13 protein-coding genes are annotated in these 19647 nt (G+C 61.3%); 7 read left to right on the top strand and 6 right to left on the bottom strand.

All coding sequences use genetic code 11. The annotated features are described in order from the left end of the window. Position 1: 1 nt before the first annotated feature. Entirely contained in the window at positions 2–1609 is a 1608-nt protein-coding gene (locus tag ACOSV0_RS07840; RefSeq protein ID WP_434109725.1) for an efflux transporter outer membrane subunit, read from the top strand. Positions 1610–2401: 792 nt separating this feature from the next. Here the strand turns inward: ACOSV0_RS07840 and ACOSV0_RS07835 are convergent. Together ACOSV0_RS07835 and ACOSV0_RS07830 are read right to left on the bottom strand one after the other, a co-directional pair. Then, on the bottom strand, positions 2402–3253 hold the full coding sequence (locus tag ACOSV0_RS07835; protein WP_325042702.1) for a lipid A biosynthesis lauroyl acyltransferase: 852 nt from the start codon (positions 3251–3253) through the stop codon (positions 2402–2404). A gap of 481 nt (positions 3254–3734) precedes the next feature. Further along, positions 3735–6236, bottom strand: a complete 2502-nt coding sequence (locus ACOSV0_RS07830) for a penicillin-binding protein 1A (protein WP_434109724.1) — start codon at positions 6234–6236, stop codon at positions 3735–3737. A 586-nt stretch (positions 6237–6822) separates the two neighbouring features. Here ACOSV0_RS07830 and ACOSV0_RS07825 point away from each other — a divergent pair. From ACOSV0_RS07825 to ACOSV0_RS07815, 3 genes are all read left to right on the top strand, one after another. Continuing rightward, positions 6823–7440: a hypothetical protein gene (locus tag ACOSV0_RS07825; RefSeq protein ID WP_434109723.1), complete on the top strand. Its 618-nt coding sequence runs from the start codon at positions 6823–6825 to the stop codon at positions 7438–7440. Positions 7441–7878: 438 nt separating this feature from the next. Further along, positions 7879–8559, top strand: a complete 681-nt coding sequence (locus ACOSV0_RS07820; protein ID WP_434109722.1) for a PspA/IM30 family protein — start codon at positions 7879–7881, stop codon at positions 8557–8559. A 91-nt stretch (positions 8560–8650) separates the two neighbouring features. Next, entirely contained in the window at positions 8651–9841 is a 1191-nt protein-coding gene (locus tag ACOSV0_RS07815; RefSeq protein WP_434109721.1) for a tetratricopeptide repeat protein, read from the top strand. Between the two features lie 102 nt (positions 9842–9943). Here the strand turns inward: ACOSV0_RS07815 and ACOSV0_RS07810 are convergent, their stop codons facing one another. Then, positions 9944–10633 carry a TetR family transcriptional regulator gene (locus ACOSV0_RS07810; protein WP_434109720.1) on the bottom strand — a complete coding sequence of 230 codons (690 nt, stop codon included), beginning with the start codon at positions 10631–10633 and terminating at the stop codon, positions 9944–9946. A 146-nt stretch (positions 10634–10779) separates the two neighbouring features. Between ACOSV0_RS07810 and ACOSV0_RS07805 the strand changes: the two genes are divergently transcribed. The 3 genes from ACOSV0_RS07805 to ACOSV0_RS07795 all read left to right on the top strand — a co-directional run bounded on the left by ACOSV0_RS07805 (position 10780) and on the right by ACOSV0_RS07795 (position 15794). Then, positions 10780–12270 carry a flavin-containing monooxygenase gene (locus tag ACOSV0_RS07805; protein WP_434109719.1) on the top strand — a complete coding sequence of 497 codons (1491 nt, stop codon included), beginning with the start codon at positions 10780–10782 and terminating at the stop codon, positions 12268–12270. A 247-nt stretch (positions 12271–12517) separates the two neighbouring features. Continuing rightward, positions 12518–13516, top strand: coding sequence for an alpha/beta fold hydrolase (locus ACOSV0_RS07800; protein WP_434109718.1), 999 nt, complete (start codon positions 12518–12520; stop codon positions 13514–13516). A gap of 874 nt (positions 13517–14390) precedes the next feature. Beyond that, complete coding sequence (locus tag ACOSV0_RS07795; RefSeq protein ID WP_434109717.1) at positions 14391–15794, top strand: methyl-accepting chemotaxis protein; 1404 nt, start codon at positions 14391–14393, stop codon at positions 15792–15794. Between the two features lie 924 nt (positions 15795–16718). Here the strand turns inward: ACOSV0_RS07795 and ACOSV0_RS07790 are convergent. From ACOSV0_RS07790 to ACOSV0_RS07780, 3 genes are read right to left on the bottom strand one after another with little or no spacing between them, the layout of a single operon-like run. Then, the gene (locus tag ACOSV0_RS07790; protein WP_434109716.1) at positions 16719–17537 is read right to left on the bottom strand and encodes an ABC transporter permease subunit; all 819 of its coding nucleotides are present in this window, start codon (positions 17535–17537) and stop codon (positions 16719–16721) included. After that, positions 17537–18466 carry an ABC transporter permease subunit gene (locus tag ACOSV0_RS07785; RefSeq protein WP_434109715.1) on the bottom strand — a complete coding sequence of 310 codons (930 nt, stop codon included), beginning with the start codon at positions 18464–18466 and terminating at the stop codon, positions 17537–17539. Before ACOSV0_RS07785 ends, ACOSV0_RS07790 begins: the two co-directional genes overlap by 1 nt. Next, the gene (locus tag ACOSV0_RS07780) at positions 18463–19629 is read right to left on the bottom strand and encodes an ABC transporter ATP-binding protein (RefSeq protein ID WP_434109714.1); all 1167 of its coding nucleotides are present in this window, start codon (positions 19627–19629) and stop codon (positions 18463–18465) included. The genes ACOSV0_RS07785 and ACOSV0_RS07780 overlap by 4 nt, the downstream gene beginning before the upstream one ends. Positions 19630–19647 lie beyond the last annotated feature (18 nt).

Raw genomic sequence — 19647 nt, 5'->3', positions numbered from 1 at the left:
CATGGCTACCTTTGCACTCCCTCGACATCTGCGCCTCACGCTTCCCGCCGCCGCCGCACTGGCACTGGCCGCCTGCTCGTTCGGGCCGAACGGCAAGCCGCCCGCGATGCCGCAACCGGCTCACTACGGCGCCGAGGCACAACCGGCGCAAACCGTGTCCGCACAAGGCGTCACCCAGCAATTCGTGGTCGGCGCGAAGCCCGTGCCCGAATGGTGGAAGCTGTATCAATCGGAGGCGCTGAACGCATTGGTCGACGAAGGCTTGCGCAACAGTCCGACGCTCGCCGCCACTGACAAGAGCCTTGCCGCCGCGCGCGAGCAATTGCGCGCACAGATCGGCAGTTCGATGCTGCCGACCATCGACCTGGGTGGCCAGGCCACCCGCAACCGTGCGTTGGCGATTCCCGAGGCCGGTCCGAATACGTTTCTGTACAACATCTTCGTCGGTCAATTGCAGGCGCACTACACGTTCGACCTGTTCGGCGCTTCACGTCTCGCCGATGCCGCGCTTGCGGCTCGCGTGAATGTGCAGGCGTATCAGTTCGATGCCGCGCGCCGGGCGCTGGCTGCCAACATCGTGACGGCGGCGATCACGAGCGCGGCGTTGCGGGCGCAGATCGACACAACCGAGCGTCTCGTGACGATTGCCAACGATCAGGCGCGCGACACGCAACGGCGCTACGTCCTGGGTGCCGTCTCGCATGCCGACCAGTTGAGCGCGCAACAAAGTGCGGCGAGCCTGTCCGCGAGTTTGCCGGGTTTGAAACAGCAATGGCTGACGACACGCCACGCTTTGGCCGTGCTGCTCGGCCGCACGCCGGACGCGGCCCCGGACGACCTCGATCTCGCGCAACTGCATGTACCCGAACAAGTGCCGGTGGTGGTGCCATCCGAGCTGCTGCGCACCCGCCCCGACATTCAGGCCGCGGACGCCGCCTTGAAGGCCGCAGCAGCCGACGTCGGCGTCGCGACGGCGCAGATGTTCCCGAGCCTCTCGCTGAGTGCATCGATGGGACAAGGCGGCTTTAGCTGGCCGGTGGCGCTATCTGGCGCGGGGGCAATCTGGAGTATTGGCGCGTCCCTGTCACAGCCGTTGTTTCACGGCGGCGCCCTGTTCGCACAACGCCGCGCCGCAGTCGACACGTACGACGCCACGGTTTCGCAATACAAGCAAACAGTGCTGGCCGCGTTCCAGAACGTTGCCGATACGCTCGCAGCGCTTGAGCACGACGCACAGGCGCTCGACGCCGCGAACACAGCAGCACGTTCGGCGCAGGGAATTTTCGACGAAACGTCGGGACGCTACCGGCTGGGCGCAGTGCCGATCGCATCCACGCGTTCGAGCGAGCAGCAGTTTCGCAATGCGCAGCTCGATGAGATTCGCTATACGAGCGCGCGGCTGACGGACACGGCGGCCTTGTTCCAGGCAATGGGAAACCCGCCATTGGAGCCGGGGCCGTCTGCGTCTTCGTCTGCATCTACGTCTACGTCTACGTCTACGTCTACGTCTACGTCTACGTCTACGTCTTCGTCTGCGGCGTCTGCATCTGCGGAGGCGACCTCCACGGTGCCGAGTGTTTCCACGGCGAACGTGGGCATATCGAACTAAACCTGGGATTCCGTAGTGATGGCTACGGACTTATCCCCAGTTTATGTTGATGAGGCTGTTGAAAACTATCTGACAAGCGGACTAACACGTTGAGCGCGCTGTAGTTTTTGGATGCGGTGCGGAATGAACCAGGGGGTGCGGAATGTGCCTTTTGATTCTGGCCGAAGCCATTGGGAGGCCTCAAGATGCCCCAACGTTATCCCCAGTTTATGTTGACAGGGTTGTTGATAACTACGGGGCTACGTGCTTAAGTGCTTGATGCGGATCGATTTGTTGCTCGGGGTGCGAGCTGATGCAGGGAGTGATCGACTACGCGCCGCGCGAGGACGGGTGTATTACGGAGGGCGCCTTATCCACAGATTTTGTTGAAAGGCCTGTTGATAACACCTGGACATGCGGGGTAAGTGCTTGAGCGCGCAACGAAATCAGGGATAGATGTTCAGGACGCGCCCAAAACAGCGAGTTGCTGTTTGAGATACCGCATCGGCGCGCGCAGCGCCGCCGGAAGTATGACGCCCTTGTCACCAGGGCGGAGTGTGCGAGGACACTGATTCCAGATGCACCACTACCGCGACTGTGCGGGGGACCCACTTATAAGCTGGCGGTGTGAGCCGCTTTCTTTGCTTATCTTTCTTTGCGGCGGCAAAGAAAGTAAGTGCCGCCCCGCACAGGGGCAAACGCTAATAAACCAATAACAAAACAAGAAAAGGCCAACACCGCAGGCATACAGACAAGCGCCGCGAAGGCAAAAAGTAAAAAAACCTCACCCAACACGCCACGCGCAAAACAACATCAGTAAACCCCCGCCTCCCCCACAGGCCGATTCTTAAACCTCTTATGCACCCAATAATATTGATCAGGAATCCGCCGCACCTGCGTCTCGAGGAACTCGGTAATCCGCCTCGCATCCACAGCCACATCATCCGAAGGAAAATCAGCTAACGCATCAAAAATAGTGAGCTTATAGCCACGATAATCCGGCAGGACTTCAGTCACAAACGGCACCACCCGCGCATTCCCAGCCTTCGCCATCCGCGAAACAGAAGTCAGCGTACAAGCCGGCACCCCAAAAAACGGCACAAACACCGAATCCCGCAGCCCAAAATCCATATCCGCAGCCAGCATGACCGGCTTGCCGTCACGCAAAACCCGCAACGCACGCCGCACACTATCGCTACGCGGAATCATCTCCGTACCGAAGCGCCCGCGCTGCCGCTTGGCCATCGCATCGAGCAACAGATTCGACATCGGCGTGTACAGCGAAGCAACCGGATGCCGCGTCGAATACATCATGCAACCCGCCTCGATACCGACAAAATGGAAGCCCACAAAAATCGTCGGCTTGCCCTGCATGTCGGTCAGATCGATCGCGCTCTCCACTTCGACCAGACGTGCCAGCGCCTGCGCATTGCCGAACCATTGCGGACCGCGCTCGACATAGCTGCGGATCACATGACAGAAATGCGCGCGCGCGAGCCGCTCGCGCGCCTCGTCGCTCATGTCGGGGAAACACAATTTCAGATTGGTATGCACGACGCGCCGGCGCGCGCTCGGAATCCGGTACAGCAACGCACCGATGCCGGTGCCGATGCGCGCGACAACCCCATATGGCAGAAACGCAAACGCGCGCAGCAGACCTGTCATCAGACAGATGAGTATTCGACTTTTCACGAGGCAACGACCCGGTGGATGCTGTGTAACAAACACTCCAGCCGCGGCAACCTGGCAGTTGTCCACGAGTGAAGTGGCATGTGCGCGCGTCAACGGGTCTTGCGCGGCGCGACTTTCGAAGATGGGCGCCTCGCTCGCGGCAAGGCGCTGCAGTGCTGGAGGCCGAAACCGCTTAGGAATCGTGCGTCCGTATAGGACCCAATATAAAAGCACCGTAGGCGTGATTAAAACACACTGCGAAGGGCGGGCACAAAATCTGCTCGACGAGACCCGGGTAGCGCGACAAAAACCCGCGCCGACGCGTGACCTCCCTACTCTTTCAAAAACTTGCGTGTGCAGCCCAACGCAGGCCGCACACACTCGCTACGTCGCTAAGTTACGTCCCCAGGTTACGTCCCCGAGCTACGCCCCCAAGCGCCCCCCCGAAGGAAATCCCTCGGGGGACTCGCGGACATCAAGGCTTGTTCGTCTCGAACAAATCCATGATCTGCTTCTTTTCATTCGACGAGACGCTCGGCGGCGGCACCGCCGGCGGCGTCATACCCGCCGGCCCTACACCGCCGACCGCATCGCTCGCACCAGCGGTCGGATTCGCCGAATCCAGACCGATGCTGGCCACGAAACCATTGCCCGGCGTCATGTCCGTATAGAACAGTTCGCCATCGACCGAGGTCACGCCGTCAGGCTGCGCCGGTTCGCTTTGCGGCACACCGCGCAGCGCACGCTGCATGTACTCGACCCAGATCGGCAACGCGAGTTGCGCGCCGAACTCCCGGCTGCCGAGACTCTTCGGCTGGTCGTAACCCATCCACGCCACCGCGACCAGCGATTGCTGATAACCGGCGAACCAGCCGTCCTTCGCGTCGTTGGTCGTACCGGTCTTGCCCTGCAAGTCCGAACGATGCAGCACGTTGGTGCCCGCGCCCGTACCCGCGGTAGCCACCGAATGCAGCAGGCTGTTCATGATGTAGGCGTTACGCGGTTCAAGCGTACGCGGCGCGTCCTGGCCCGCTGTCAACGGTTGCGCTTTCGATAGCGGCTCGCCACGCGCATCCGTCACCTCGTTGATCAGATACGGATTGATGCGGTAGCCGCCGTTCGCGAACACCGAGTATGCGCCCGCCGACTGCAGCGGTGTGACGAGACCGGCGCCGAGCGCCATCGGCAGATACGGCGGGGTCTTGTCGGCGTCGAAACCAAAACGCTGCGTAACGAAGTCTTGCGCGTACTTGGTGCCGATGAACGACAGGATACGGATCGACACCAGGTTCTTTGACTTTTGCAACGCAAGGCGCAGCGGCATCGGACCATCCGGCTGGTCGTCGTCCTTCGGCTCCCACGCATCGCCGCCTGGCGTGCTCGGCGGGAAGTACAGCGGCGCGTCGTTGATGATCGTGGCCGGTCCGAGCCCCTTGTCGAGCGCGGCCGAATAGATGAACGGCTTGAAGCTCGAACCCGGCTGACGCCACGCCTGCGTGATGTGGTTGAACTTGTTCTTGTTGAAGTCGAAGCCACCCACCAGTGCGCGAATCGCGCCGTCCTGCGGTGTCAGCGAAACCAGTGCGCCTTCCACTTGCGGAAGCTGCGTGATCTGCCAGTTGCCCTTGTCGTCGGCAACGAGGCGCACGATCGAGCCCGGCTTGATCTTCGTGGCCGCCGCCGCGCGTGCGGAGAGCGCACCGGCGGCAAAGCGCAGACCGTCGCCGCTGATCGTCACTTCGGTGCCGTCGACCAGTTGCGCTTTCACCTGCTTCGGATTCGCATCCGTCACGACCGCGGCGATGATTTCGCCGTTGTCGGGGTGATCGGTGAGCGCGTCGTCGATAGTCTGATCGCGGTCGTCGCCCGGTGCGGGCAATTGCACGAAGCCTTCCGGTCCGCGATAGCCGTGGCGCCGCTCGTAATCCATCACGCCCTTGCGCACCGCGCGATAGGCCGCGTCCTGGTCGGCGGAATCGATCGTGGTGGTGACGTTCAGGCCGCGTGTATAGGTTTCGTCCTTGTACTGCGCGTACATCATCTGGCGAACCATTTCAGCGATGTACTCAGCATGCACGCTGTATTCGTTGCCCGGATTCCTGGTGTGAATCTCTTCCTTGACGGCCTGATCGTACTGATCCTGGGTGATGTATTTCAGCTCGAGCATGCGCTTCAGGATGTATTCCTGACGGATCTTCGCGCGCTTCGGATTGACCACCGGGTTATACGCCGACGGCGCTTTCGGCAAACCCGCCAGCATCGCGGCTTCAGCCAGCGTGATGTCTTTCAGATCCTTGCCGAAATACACGCGCGCGGCCGCGGCAAAACCGTACGAGCGCTCGCCCAGATAAATCTGGTTCATGTAGACCTCGAGGATCTGATCCTTGGTCAGCGCCCGTTCGATCTTGTACGCCAGCATCATTTCGTAAATCTTGCGCGTGTAGGTCTTCTCGCTCGAGAGGAAGAAGTTGCGCGCCACCTGCATCGTGATCGTGCTCGCGCCCTGCGAGGCGCCGCCATGCGTGATGTCGGAAATGCCCGCGCGCAGAATGCCGACGAAGTCGACGCCGCCGTGCTCGTAGAAGCGATAGTCTTCGATCGCGAGCACGGCTTTCTTCATCTGGTCCGGGATGTCCTGAAAGCGCACGATGCTGCGCCGCTCTTCGCCGAACTCGCCGATCAGCACATGATCCGCGGTGTACACCCGCAGCGGCACTTTCGGGCGATAGTCGGTCAGCGCGTCGAGCGACGGCAGTTGCGGCCCCATCACCACGAGCGCGTAACCGACAATCAGCGCGCCCACCACGGCGATAGTCGCCAGCAGACCGATAAACCAGAGGGCGATGGACGTACCGATCGAACGGCGGCCGGCCTCCCCGTCGCGCGAAGCAGCGTTGCGTCCTGGAGTGCGGTGGTAGGAGTCCCGGTCTTCACCAGCCGGAGAATTTGAAGAATGCGGTCGTTTGATGATTGGCATGACTGGAATAGTGGGCGCGTAACTGAACGCCTTTCTGCACACGCTCCTGGCGCGTGCATGGATCGTGGTCGTAGCGCGAACGCCGTTGCCGCACGCCAGGCCTGACAGCGAACCCAAGGCTCACAGTAACGGCAAACCAGGCGGCACAACACACGACAATAGCAAACGGACTGCATGAGGCGCAAAACACCGCGCGGCCCTACGTCCCCGGGCAGCCGCACGGCACGCCTGGAAGATCGTCCGGCGCAACGTAACAGCGCATTTTAAAGAAATCAAGCGCCGTCCAAGACAGTTTTTTTGTAAGAATTCCCTTCGCGCGGCGTCCTGGCGGTAGATCGTGGCAGATACACAAGCGTCCGGCGCCGCATGCGGGGTTATCAACAGAAAATGTTCACAGGCCTGTGGACAAGCCCGTTGGAAACGCTACAACTCATTGATGTCACGGGATTTTCATGTCGCGCCCGTTCCGCATCGGTGCAACTCGTCATATGATGGACTCGTCGCGCGAGCCGTTACCGGCGCGCGCGGCGGCGTGCGCCGGATACACGCCTTGAACCGCCCATGCCAACAAGTATGCGAGCCGACCATGAACAAGCCCAGCGAACGCATCGTCGTATTTGTCACGACCGCGCAGAAACGCGCGATCGCCGCTACTGCCGAAAACCTGGGAATTAGCGTCAGCGAACTGATGCGGCGCGCGGTGTTGAGTTTCGGCGCGACCAGCGAGCAGGTGAAAGCGGCCGGTATTGTCGACCGCTTGAATGCCCCGCGCGCGCCGGACCCGCTCAACGCGGCGCTGCAGCGCGTTGCCCGCGGCACCCGCCATGCGCGGGCGGCGCTCCCGACGGCCTTGCAGACTCACGGTAAAAACGAATCCGCTGCGCCGGCGGCGGGCGCAGCCGCATCGCATGCGGATGAATTGCTGGGCACACCCGCCGGTGCCAGCCCGGCACCGTTGCTGCCGGCCGGCGTTCTGGCCGCGCTTACCGCTACCGACGAGGAAATAGAAGCCGCCGCAGCCGCCGAAGCCGTGGGGCGCGTCGCCGCGGCCAAGGCGGCATCCATTGCGGATTCGGCGCAGAATCCGGCCGACGTGGACACGCCGTTGCGCAACGTGCTCAAGCGTCCGCGCCTCGACCCCGCGCGCGACGAAGACGATGATCCACGCAACGATCCGAGCACGGAAGGCGGCCGCTTCGCCTGAATCGAACGTGGTAAGGGCAAACGCCCGACCCGCAGCGCATCGACACGTTGCGGGTGAAGCGCCGGCAACGCCGCTCACACGCCACGCCTATTCACATCCACGACACCCGCCGCGCGCAGAGTGGACGATTACGTCGTCGCGCCCTGCCCGCCATGCGTAAAGTCGGCGATTACGTCATCGTGCCCTTTAAGGCCGTTTTAAGAGAATGCGTGGTGTAATATCCGCGAGCGGCTGATTAACCCACCGCGCGTTTTTCAAGCGCTTTGCAATTCGTTTCAAAACCGTAAATTTACGGCGCCGCTATTGCAATTGGCATGTGCGCCCCGAACTCCGGTCCGAACGCTGCGCAGCTTTGCGCGCAGCGGCGTAAAGTAGCATTGGAAAGCAGTTAAAGCGCGTGGAATTATTCAGCGCCGATTTCATTCTTTGGAGGTTTTCATGTCGCTTTTTGACAGCATTTCGCGCACGCTTAAAGGTCTCCTGAACGACGCAGCCGATTCCGTGCAGGACCCGTCGCGCGATTCGCGCCAGATCGTGCGCGAACTCGATGAGAGCATTGCTAAAGCCGAGAACTCGCTGATCGAGATTCAGGCGCAAGTCGCCACACAACAGAGCAAGCGCGATGTTGCCGCCGACAAGGCGAAGAAGTACGAAGACGGCGCGAAGCGCGCCCTGCAATCCGGCGACGAAGCACTCGCACGCGAAGCTCTCGGCGCGCAGGCCACAGCCGAAGCCGAGCGCGATGCGCTGGCCAGGGAACTGGTCACGCTGGAGCCCTCGGTCGAGCAGTTGAAGAGCCAGATCGACGACATGCGCGGCCGTCGCAACGACCTGAACGCGCGCTCGAACATCCTGCAGGCCAAGCAGCAGATCGCTCAGGCCAAAGATGTAGCAGCCACCGCGTTGGGCGGTATCGGCGGCAAGAATCTGTCCGAAGATTTCCAGAAACTGGAAGACAAGGTTGCGTTGTCGAATGCCCGCTCCGACGCGCGCCTGAATTCGGCAGACGTGAAGAGCGGCAAGGCACTCGACGACAAGCTCGCGGATCTGAACCGTGGCCCGTCCGTCGAAGACCGTCTCGAAGCGTTGAAGAAGCAGATCAACACGCCGGCCCAGTAAGTGCGTCAGCAGTAAATACCGGCTGCCGTACGAGCGCAGCAGGAATCGACTGAAGACTGAAGGAGACGGGTGCATCGCACCCGGTCCGCAAATGAAAAAATTTCTCGCAAGCGCGTTCGCCTCGCTGATGTTCGTGTCGGCCGCGGCGTTCGCTGTGCCGACGGTTCAGCAGATCGAATCCGCCATGTCGCAAGGCAACTGGCAGCAAGCCGATGCCGGTTTGAGTGAAGTGCTGCAGGCGCATCCGAACAACGCACGCGCACACTACCTGTACAGCCAGGTACTCGATCGCGAAGGCCGCTCTGCCGACGCCCTCGCCCAGGTGCAGCAGGCCAAAACGCTCGACCCGCAAATCCGCTTCACCGACCCGACCCGTTTCGCCCAAACCGAAGCGCGTATCCGCAAGAACGCGGAACGTGCCGGCGCCGCCGGCGGCAACACCACGAGCCGCGCGGCCAACCCGTTCGTGCAGCAGACTTCGCCGGCAGTGCAACAACAGTCGGCGATGGTGTCGCAAGCACCGCAACGGCATGGCCCCGGAATGGGCATGTGGGTCGGCATCATTCTCCTGATCGGCGTGATCGCGCTAGTGTTGCGCTGGACCTTGCGCCGCGCCCGCTCGCAAGACGATTCGCGTGCCGACGACGATCGTCGCGTGCAGCTCAAGCGCGCGACCGAGATGCTCAACGCCGTGCGCTCGTTGAAGCTCGACGTGAAACTCTCCACCGTGCAAGGTCATGAGGCACTGGAGAAGGAAGTCGAATCGACTGAAGAGCAGTTGCGCGGCGTCGTCGAAACGTTGTCGAACGGCAAGAATCCCGTGCCGCCGTATCAGCTCGACGAACTGGAGCAACGCATCGGCAGCATGCGTGCCCGCGCCGACGGGCGGCCTGATCCGTATGCCGCTCCGGCCGCCGGCACGCAGCAGTCGCCGTATGCGCAGGAAGCCGAGCGTTTCGGCAACCCGCCGCAGCCGTATCCGCAACAAGGTCCGTATCAGCAGCAGCCGCAGGTCATCGTGCAACAAGGTGGCGGCGGTTTCGGCGGCGGCATGGGCGGTCTGCTGACCGGCGTGCTGCTCGGCGAGGCGCTGAATTCCGGGCGTGAACGCGTCGTGGAGCGCGACGTGATTGTCGACGATGAAGCACGCCGCCGCGGCGCTGACGGCGGCAATGGCGGCGGCCTCGACTTCGGTCAGGGCTCGAACGACTGGAGCGACAACAGCGGCGGTGGCGTCGACATGGGCAGCAACGACGATTCCGGCGGCTGGAGCGATACCTGAGCAACGCGGTATTGCTTGAGATGCAGTCAGGCAAACGCCAATCGCTCAAGCTGTAACGAAAACAGGCTCCTGCATGGAGCCTGTTTTTTATGCCGGCGCCCGTTACGCCCCTGCTGACGCCGGCGCCCTCACCGGCTCATGTTGCGCCAGCAGCATCGAACCCGCGAACAGCCGGACAATAAAACGCTCCGCATACGCGACCAGCGCTTCCCGGCGCGCGGCGTCCGCGTCGATGTACTCCGCAGACAAATGGAACAGTTGCAACACGATCTGCGTGCAGACTTCGTCGACGGTTGCACGGGCGAGCGTCGGCATCAATTCCAGCTGGACGACGTCGTCCGCCATTTCCGCCGACACCTCGTGAAGGTTCGCCCGCACCGCTTCGCGCAACACCGGCGACGTGCCGTGATACTCGGCCAGCGCGCTCAGAAACGCCTCGCGGTTCTCCAACGCAAATGCAAAGAACGCCACGCACGCGCGACGCGGCACGCTTTGCGGCTCGTCGTGCGCGGCCAGCCAGCGCTCGCGCCGCAGCATCGGCCGCAGGCGGCGACTCACCGATTCGACCGCTTCGCGCGCCAGGTCGTCGAGCGTGTCGAAATGGCGATAGAACGTGTTGGGATTCAGCCCCGCCTCGCGCGCCAGTTCGCGCAAACCCAGGCTTGCAAAACTGCGCCCGCCCGCGGTCAGACGCAACGCGGCTTCGATCAGCTTGCGCTTGCCGGGCGGGAGGTCCTGCCCGGCAAAAGCGCCATGGTCGGCGGCGGACGCCGCGTCGGGGGCGAGTTTCATCGGCTTTCAGTCAGAGCGCGGCGTGCGCGTTTAATAGTCGTACTCTAAACGATCTTGACGCGAAGTGTACAGTTGTCTACCCTGCGCGTTATGGTGGTGTAGACATATGTAGACACCCGATTTTTTGCCTGCCCCGGAGACCCGTCGTGACGCCTGCCTCATCCGCCCAACCCGCCGCGCCACGCATTGCTATTGTCGGCAGCGGATTTGCGGGCATCGGCATGGCGATCCGCCTTCTGCGGATGGGCGTCACGTCGTTCACGATTTACGAGGCCGCCGGCGATGTTGGCGGCACGTGGCGCGACAACACCTATCCGGGCGCGGCCTGCGATGTGCCTTCGCATCTGTACTCGTTTTCGTTCGAGCCGAATCCGGCCTGGTCACGCTCGTTCGGCGGCCAGGCGGAGATCTTCGCTTACCTCAAGCATTGCGCGTGCAAATACGGCGTCGATCGGTACGTGCGTTGCAATGCGCGCGTGGCGGCAATGCGTTTCGATGAAGTGCGCCAGACCTGGCAAGTCGACATCGATTCGAACGACACGCGCGAAAGCATCGAGGCCGACGTCGTGATCGCGGCGAGCGGTCCGCTGTCGCGCCCGGCGATGCCGCGAATCCCTGGGCTCGATCGTTTCGAAGGCAAGCTGTTTCATTCGGCTCGCTGGGATCATGACTACCCGCTCGAAGGCAAGCGCGTCGCGGTGATCGGCACCGGCGCCAGCGCGATCCAGTTCGTGCCGCAGATCCAGCCGCGCGTCGCGCAACTCGAGCTGTTCCAGCGCACCGCACCGTGGATCATGCCGAAGCCCGACAAGCCGATCGGTCCGCGCGCGCATTGGCTATTTCGCCATCTACCGTTCACACAGCGCTTCGTGCGCAATGCAATTTACTGGCAACTCGAATCGCGTGCGATTGCGTTCGTCGTCAATCCGAAACTGATGAAGCTGCCGATGAAATTCGGCATGAGCTACCTCGAACGGCGCGTCAAGGATCCCGCACTGCGCGCCAAGCTGACGCCGAACTACCGGCTCGGTTGCAAGCGCGTGCTGCTGTCGAGCGATTATTATCCGGCGCTCGGCAAGCCGAACGTCGACGTGGTGACGACCGGCATCCGCGAAATCGTCGCCGACGGCATCGTCACCGACGACGGCGCGCATCACCAGGCCGATACGATCATCTGCGGCACGGGCTTCCAGGTGAACGACGTGGGCGCGCCGTTCGACGTAACCGGCCTCGACGGCGCCGATCTCGGCGCGCTATGGCTGCGCGACGGGCCGGAGGCCTACCTCGGCACGAGCGTCGCCAACTTCCCGAACTTCTTCATGATCGTCGGTCCGAACACCGGGCTGGGCCACAACTCGATGATCTACATGATCGAGTCGCAAGTGCAGTACATCGCCGATTGCCTGCGCGTATTGCGCCGACGCAAGGCGCGCACGATGAACCTGCGGCCCGACGTGCAGCGCGATTTCAACCAGCGTCTGCAGAAGGAAATGCAGCACTCCGTGTGGGTCAGCGGCTGCCATAGCTGGTATCAGACGAAGAGCGGCAAGGTCACGGCGCTGTGGCCGGGCTTCACATTCAGCTTTCGCAAACGCACGCGGCGTGTGCGGCCGCACGATTATCGCTTCGCGCCTTAGGCCGAGGGGCCGCTCGTGTGGTGGACGCAGAGGCAGAGGTCGTGCGAATGCAGCGGCGGGTGCAGAGGCAGGGGTCGTGCGAATGCCGAGGCGGGTGCAGAGGCATGTGCGGAGGTCTGTGCCGAGGCATCGCGATGCAGATGCGAGACTAAAGCTCAAGGTGACGCTGCGGTCAACACAGATGCAGATGCAAACGTACACGTAGCCGCAGAAACGATCGAACTCGAACTAAAGGGAGACAACAACCATGGCAAGCATCGACTCCGCGACATCCGCATCAACAGCGCCACTGCCGCCCCGCTCGCTCGCCGCGCGCCTCGGCATCACCAGCGTGCCGCGGGCCGAATTGCAGCGGCGCTACACCCAAAGCGGGTCGAAGTTCGTCAAGATCATGGGGGCCGACGTGCACTACGTCGATGAAGGCAGCGGCGACACGATCGTGATGATTCACGGTTTCGCGTCTTCCTTGCATACGTGGAATCGCGTCGCCGACGAACTCAAGCGCGGGCATCGCGTGATCCGCCTCGATCTGCCGCCATTCGGCGTGACCGGACCGCTGCGCTCGAGCTCCGGTGAAATCGAAACGATGAATCTGCCGACCTACCGGCGTTTCATCGATACCTTCATGCAGGCGCTCGGCATCTCCCGCGCGACGCTGATCGGCAACTCGCTCGGCGGCCTGATTTCATGGGATTACGCGGTACGTCATCGCGAGGCCGTCGAACGGCTCGTATTGATCGACTCGGCCGGTTTTCCGATGAAGCTGCCGATTTACATTGGCCTTTTCAACAGCGCACTGGTGCGGGTGAGTTCGCCATGGTGGCTGCCCGAAGTCATTATCAAGAGCGCGGTACGCAATGTGTATGGCGATCCGCGCAAGATCGATGCGGTGACGCTGCGGCGTTACGTCGAATTCTTCCACGGCGAAGGCACGCGTGAGGCGATCGGCAAGATGGTGCCGACACTCGACTTCAAGGACGTCGATACCGACGTACTGAAGACGGTGAAGGTGCCGTCGCTGGTCCTGTGGGGCGCGAAGGATCGCTGGATTCCGACCGCGCACGCAGCCGAATTCGCGAGCCGCATTCCTGGTGCGCAATCGGTGATGTACGCCGGGCTCGGTCACATTCCGATGGAAGAAGCGCCCGAGCGCGTGATGGTCGATCTGCGGGCATTTCTCGGCGGGGGTGGCGTGGGTGGCGCAGGTGCTCCCGCTGCGGAAGGCACGCGCAGCATATCCGTCTGACCCAGGCTTTTCCAGTTGTTCGTCTGTACGCGCGCGACTGCGCGCGTTTTTCTTGCTCGTCCTCCTAAGTACCCTCTCTTGGCAAGCTCTCTTGGCAAGCTCTCTTGGCAAGCTCTCTTGGCAAGCTCTCTTGGCAAGCTCTCTTGGCAAGCTCTCTTGGCAAGCTCTCTTGGCAAGCTCTCTTGGCAAGCTCTCTTGGCAAGCTCTCTTGGCAAGCTCTCTTGGCAAGCTCTCCTGGCAAGCTCTCCTGGCAAGCTCTCCTGGCAAGCTCTCCTGGCAAGCTCTCCTGGCAAGCTCTCCTGGCAAGCTCTCCTGGCAAGCTCTCCTGGCAAGCTCTTCTGGCAGGCTCTTCTGGCAGGCTCTTCCGGCAAACTCTTCCGGCAAACTCTTCCGGCAGGTTCTTCTGGCAGGCTCTTCCGGAGGAATCTTCCGGCACCATCTCCAGGCAGGTTCTCCCAGCACCCTCTCCAGGCACGTTCTCCCTGCATGCCCTCCTAGCACCTTCTCCTGCAACGATCTCCTTGCATGCGCCCTCCCCGTACACGCTTCCGACACCTCATCCCACCATCCTCACCCTCCGCCTAGCAGGCGCAGCAAGCTCCAAAGAAACTTACAGAGCATCACAATCAGCTCCCACAGGTGATAGAGCTGTTGCCAGCCCGAAACGCGCGCGAAAGAGTCGATCATGGATTGCCGGTGACGAAAAAAAATGGCTGCGGAGGTGCAGGCTCAGCGCACATGATAACGACTGACCGCGGGATACTCCGTATCAAGTCCCTGGCAGGCTTGCCGTAAACGTGTCGAGAAGACGCGACATCCGCATTGGGTGAGCGCGCCAATTGACTGCGCCAACCGCGCCATCATGGAGACGAGCATGACGCGTTTCAGCTTTCGCCGGGCCGGCCGCTCGCACACGGTCGTTGGCGATATTGCCGCGCAAGCCGGCAAACTGGGAATTGAGATCTGCGACGTATCGGGCCACGTCGAGGAAGTTGCGACACGCGTGCAACATCAGGCGCAGGTTTGCCGCGCACTGCGCGAGTCCGCCGCACAGACACTCGCGGGCAATCATCGCATTGCCACTGCCGCGCGCGCCATGCGCAGCGTATCGGCCGAAGCCGCGACCGGTGTGCAGGCGTCGCAGCAAACGCTGGAAGCGTCGCTCGCCGACATCCACGGGCTGGTGGAAGGCGTGACGGTGATCGAGAGCCAGATCGGCGCGTTGCGCAGCGCATTGGCGCATGTGAGCCGCGTCTCCGAGGAAATTTCGCTGATCGCCCGCCAGACACATTTGCTGGCGTTAAACGCCGCGATCGAAGCCGCGCGCGCTGGCGACTCCGGCAAGAGTTTCGCGGTGGTGGCCGCCGAGGTGAAGAACCTGTCGGCGAAAACCGCTCAGGCGACGGGCCAGATCGAGACCACGCTGGCACAACTCACCCAGCAGACCGAGCAGTTGATCAACGAGGGTTCGGTGAACACGGCGCGCGCGCACCGGGTACGCGAAGGCACCCGCAAGATCGGCGACGTCGTCCATGCAACGGGCGATGCGATTACGCAGCTCAACGACGAGGCCGGGCAGATCGCCGCGTTGACCGGCGAGATCGAAACCCAGTGCAACGGGCTCGAGGCGCAGGTGCTGGAAATGGCGAGTGGTGTCGAAGATTCAAGCGAGAACTTCGCGCAGGCGAAGGACCGGCTGGGGAATTTGCTCGGCGTGTCCGAGACCTTGATCGAGTTGACTGCGGAAACGGGGGTCGAGACGACCGATACGCCGTTTATCGATGCCGTCCAGCGGGTTGCGGCCGCAGTGGGCAAGGCATTCGAAACGGCCGTCGCTCGGGGCGACGTATCGATTGAGGATCTGTTCGATCAGCGTTACGTGCCTGTTGCAGGGAGCAATCCGGCTCAGTTCGTTACCCGGTTTACGGCTTTTACCGATCGGGTTTTGCCTGCCATTCAGGAGCCGTTACTGGCGCTTGATCCACGCGTGGCGTTTTGTGCTGCTGTCGATGTGCGCGGTTATCTTCCGACTCACAATCTGAAGTTTTCTTTGCCGCAGCGCGAGGATGTGGTCTGGAATATGGCGAATTGCCGGAACCGGCGGATGTTCGACGATCGTACCGGGATTGCGGCTGCGTCGCATACCAAGAAGTTTTTGTTGCAGACTTATCGTCGCGATATGGGTGGGGGGCAGTTTGTTTTGATGAAGGATGCTTCGGCGCCTGTGTTTGTTGCCGGACGGCATTGGGGTGGGGTTCGGATTGGGTATAAGGTTTGAGGTTCTGGTTTTAGTTCTGGTTTTTCCCGCGCGGCGCTTGGTGTTGTGTGCCTATGGCGTTGGCCTTTCTCCTTGATCTGTTTGTCCGCGCAGCGCTTATTGTCGGTGTTTTTATGGTGTTGGCCTTTCCTTGTTTTCTTCGTGGTCTATTAGCGTTCGCCCCTGTGCGGGGCAGGCACTTACTTTCTTTGCCGCCGCAAAGAAAGATAAGCAAAGAAAGCGGCTCAAACCGCTAACTCTTAAGCGGGTCCCCCGCACAGTCACGGTAGTGGTACATCTGGAATCCGTGCCCTCGCACATTCAGCCAGAGTGACAAAGGTGTCATCCGCTCCCACTCCGCACTGCGTGCGTCGCGGACGGGTCTGCCTGGGAAACCAGGGGCTTCGGTTGGATGCTGTGGAAGCCCTCGGCTTCACCTCGGCGAAATGCCTACGCGCCCAAAAGACGAGCGTTTCACTCGAATCAACGTACGAAGCCACTGGCCAAAAAAACGCTGCTGTTATGAAATGAAACTGGCAATGGCGAGCCACGGTACTGAGCGAAACATGAGTACGGAAATGCGGCGATTGGTTCTATGAAGTGCGCGTCGGCGCGCGCAGCGCGCGCCGGAAGTATGACGCCCTTGTCACTCACGCCGAATGTGCGGGAGCACGGATTCCAGATGCACCACTACCGCGACTGTGCGGGGGACCCACTTAAGAGTTAGCGGTTTGAGCCGCTTTCTTTGCTTATCTTTCTTTGCGGCGGCAAAGAAAGTAAGTGCCTGCCCCGCACAGGGGCGAACGCTAATAGACCACGAAGAAAACAAGGAAAGGCCAACACCCTAAAAACACAGACAACAAGCGCTGCGCGGACAAACAGATCAAGGAGAAAGGCCACCGCCGTAGGCATACATCACCAAGCGCCGCGCAGGCAAAAAAAACCCTATACCGCCATAACAGCCCTCTTCCTCTCCGCCCGCTGCATAAAATAATTAGCAGCCACAACCCCAACAGTAACCACCGCAATAAACAAAGTAGCCAGCGCATTCATCTCAGGATTCAACCCAAGCCGAACACGAGAAAAAACAACCAGCGGCAGCGTCGTAGACCCAGGCCCCGACAAAAACGCGGACAAAACCAGATCGTCGATAGACAAGGTAAACGACAACAACCACCCGGAAACCAGCGCCTGCGAAATCAACGGCAACGTAATGAAGAAAAACACCCTGAGCGGCGTAGCCCCAAGATCAAGCGCTGCCTCCTCAAGCGAAGGATGCAACTCCTTCACACGCGACTGCACGATGATGGCCACATAAGAAATACACAGCATCACGTGCCCGATCCAGATCGTGAAAATGCCACGCCCGGCGGGCCATCCCAGCCACTTGGCCATTTCGATGAACAGCAGCAGCAACGAAATCCCCTGAATCACCTCGGGAATCACCAGCGGCGCATTGATCATCCCGGTGTAAAGGGTAAAACCGCGAAACCGCCCCATGCGGGCCAGAACAAACCCGGCCCACGTGCCGATAATCACCGACGCAAACGCCGTCAGCAACGCCACGCGCAACGACAGCCACGCCGCCGCGATCAACTCGTCGTCCTGCAACAACGCGGCATACCAGCGCGTGGAAAACCGCGTCCATACCGTGACCAGCTGCGATTCGTTGAACGAATACACAATCAGACTCACGATCGGAACATAGAGAAACAGAAACCCGATCCCCAAGGCAATAAACTGCAACATCCGGTTCGGTTTCATCAGCGCCTTTCCTCCATCGCCTTCGCCTGCGCGTACTGGAAAAACGCCATCGGCACCAATAACAACAACACCATCGCACACGTCACGGCGGACGCCATCGGCCAATCGGCATTGTCGAAAAACTCATTCCACATCACGCGGCCGATCATCAGCGTGTTCGCGCCGCCCAGCAATTCCGGAATCACGTACTCGCCAACCGCCGGAATGAACACCAGCAAACACCCGGCAATGATGCCGTTCTTCGACAGCGGCAAGGTGATCTGCCAGAACGCCCGCCACGGCTTCGCGCCGAGGTCGTAGGCGGCTTCCAGCAAGGTCATGTCCATCTTCACCAGATGCGCGTACAACGGCATCACGAGGAACGGCAGATACGAATACACCATGCCGATATAAACCGCGGTGTTCGTGTGATACAGCTCGATCGGCGTATGGATCAGACCGACCGACATCAGGAAGTTGTTCAGCAAGCCATTGTTCTTCAGGATGCCGATCCATGCATACACACGAATCAGGAACGAGGTCCAGAACGGCAGCATCACCGCCATCATCAGCAGATTGCGGCTCGCCGGATTCGAGCGCGCAATGTAGTACGCCATCGGATAGCCGATCAGCAAACACAGCAACGTGGATATCGCCGCGACCACCACCGAATTCACATAGGTCGCGAAGTACAGGCTGTCGGTCAACAGAAACGCGTAGTGCGACAGGTCCAGCGCGACGTGAACCACACCGTCCGTGTACGTGGCGAGTTCCGTATAAGGTGGAATGCCAAGCTGCAAATCCGCGAAGCTGATCTTCACGACCAGCAGGAACGGCACGAGGAAAAACAGCAGCAGCCAGATGAACGGGCCGGCCACCACGGCGGTGCGGCCCGTCAGATTGAAACGACGCACCGGCCATGACGCGAAGGAACTGATCGCGCGCTTCATGACGTCAGCACCACGCCGGCCGATGCGCTCCAGCGCACATACACTTCGTCGCCCCAGGTGGGCGGATCGATCTCCGTCAACGCGAGGCTCGTTACGTTGGCGATCACCGTTTTGCCCGCCTCGAGCTTCACGTGATACAGCGAATAGCCGCCCATGTAAGCGATATTCGTCACGACGCCCTTGCCCCAGTTGTAGGTGCCTTCAGGCGGCTTGCGCGTGAGCGCGATGCGCTCGGGCCGCACCGAGATCGTCACCGGCATGCCGAGCGGCCCGGTGATGCCGTGGCTCACGTACAGGCGCACCGGCAGGTCGGGCGTTTCGATGAACACGTGATCGGGTTCATCTTCGACCACGTTGCCGTCAAACAGATTGGTCGAGCCGATGAACTCGGCGGAAAAGCGGCTGTTCGGATATTCGTACACTTCGTGCGGCGTGCCGAGCTGGACGATCTCGCCTTCGCTCATCACGGCAAGGCGGTCCGCCATGGTCATGGCTTCTTCCTGGTCGTGCGTCACCATCATGCAGGTCACGCCGACCCGGTCGAGAATGTTGACCAGTTCGATCTGCGTGCGCTGGCGGATCTGCTTGTCGAGCGCGGACATCGGTTCGTCGAGCAGCAGCAGCTTCGGCCGCTTGACGAGCGAGCGCGCGAGCGCCACACGCTGCTGCTGACCGCCGGAGAGCTGGTGCGGCTTGCGCTTCGCGAAGCGGCCCATCTGCACGAGATCGAGCGCGGTCTGCACGCGGTCTTTCAGTTCCGCCTTCGGCACGCCTTCCTGCTTCAGGCCGAAGGCGACGTTGGCCTCGACCGTCATGTGCGGAAACAGCGCGTACGACTGGAACATCATGTTGACCGGCCGGCGATAAGGCGGCAATTGCGCGAGGTCCTCGCCGTCGATCAGGATCTTGCCCGACGTGATCGATTCGAGGCCGGCCAGCATGCGCAACAAGGTCGATTTACCACAGCCGGAACTGCCGAGGAGCGCGAACAGCTCGCCCTTTTTCACCGACAGGTTGACCTCTTTGACCGCGACGGTCTCGCCGAACTTCTTCACGATGTCGACGATCTGGACGAAATTCTCTGCTGCGCTGTCCACTTCGACGTTCAGGCCCGGGGACGGCACGGCGCCCCCGGCCAGTGCGCCCGACTGGTCACTACTCATCACAATGCTTTACTCCGG

The sequence above is a fragment of the Paraburkholderia caffeinilytica genome, assembly GCF_051027425.1.
Lineage (GTDB): Bacteria > Pseudomonadota > Gammaproteobacteria > Burkholderiales > Burkholderiaceae > Paraburkholderia > Paraburkholderia caffeinilytica_A.
This window is presented reverse-complemented; position numbering and strand designations above follow the sequence as displayed.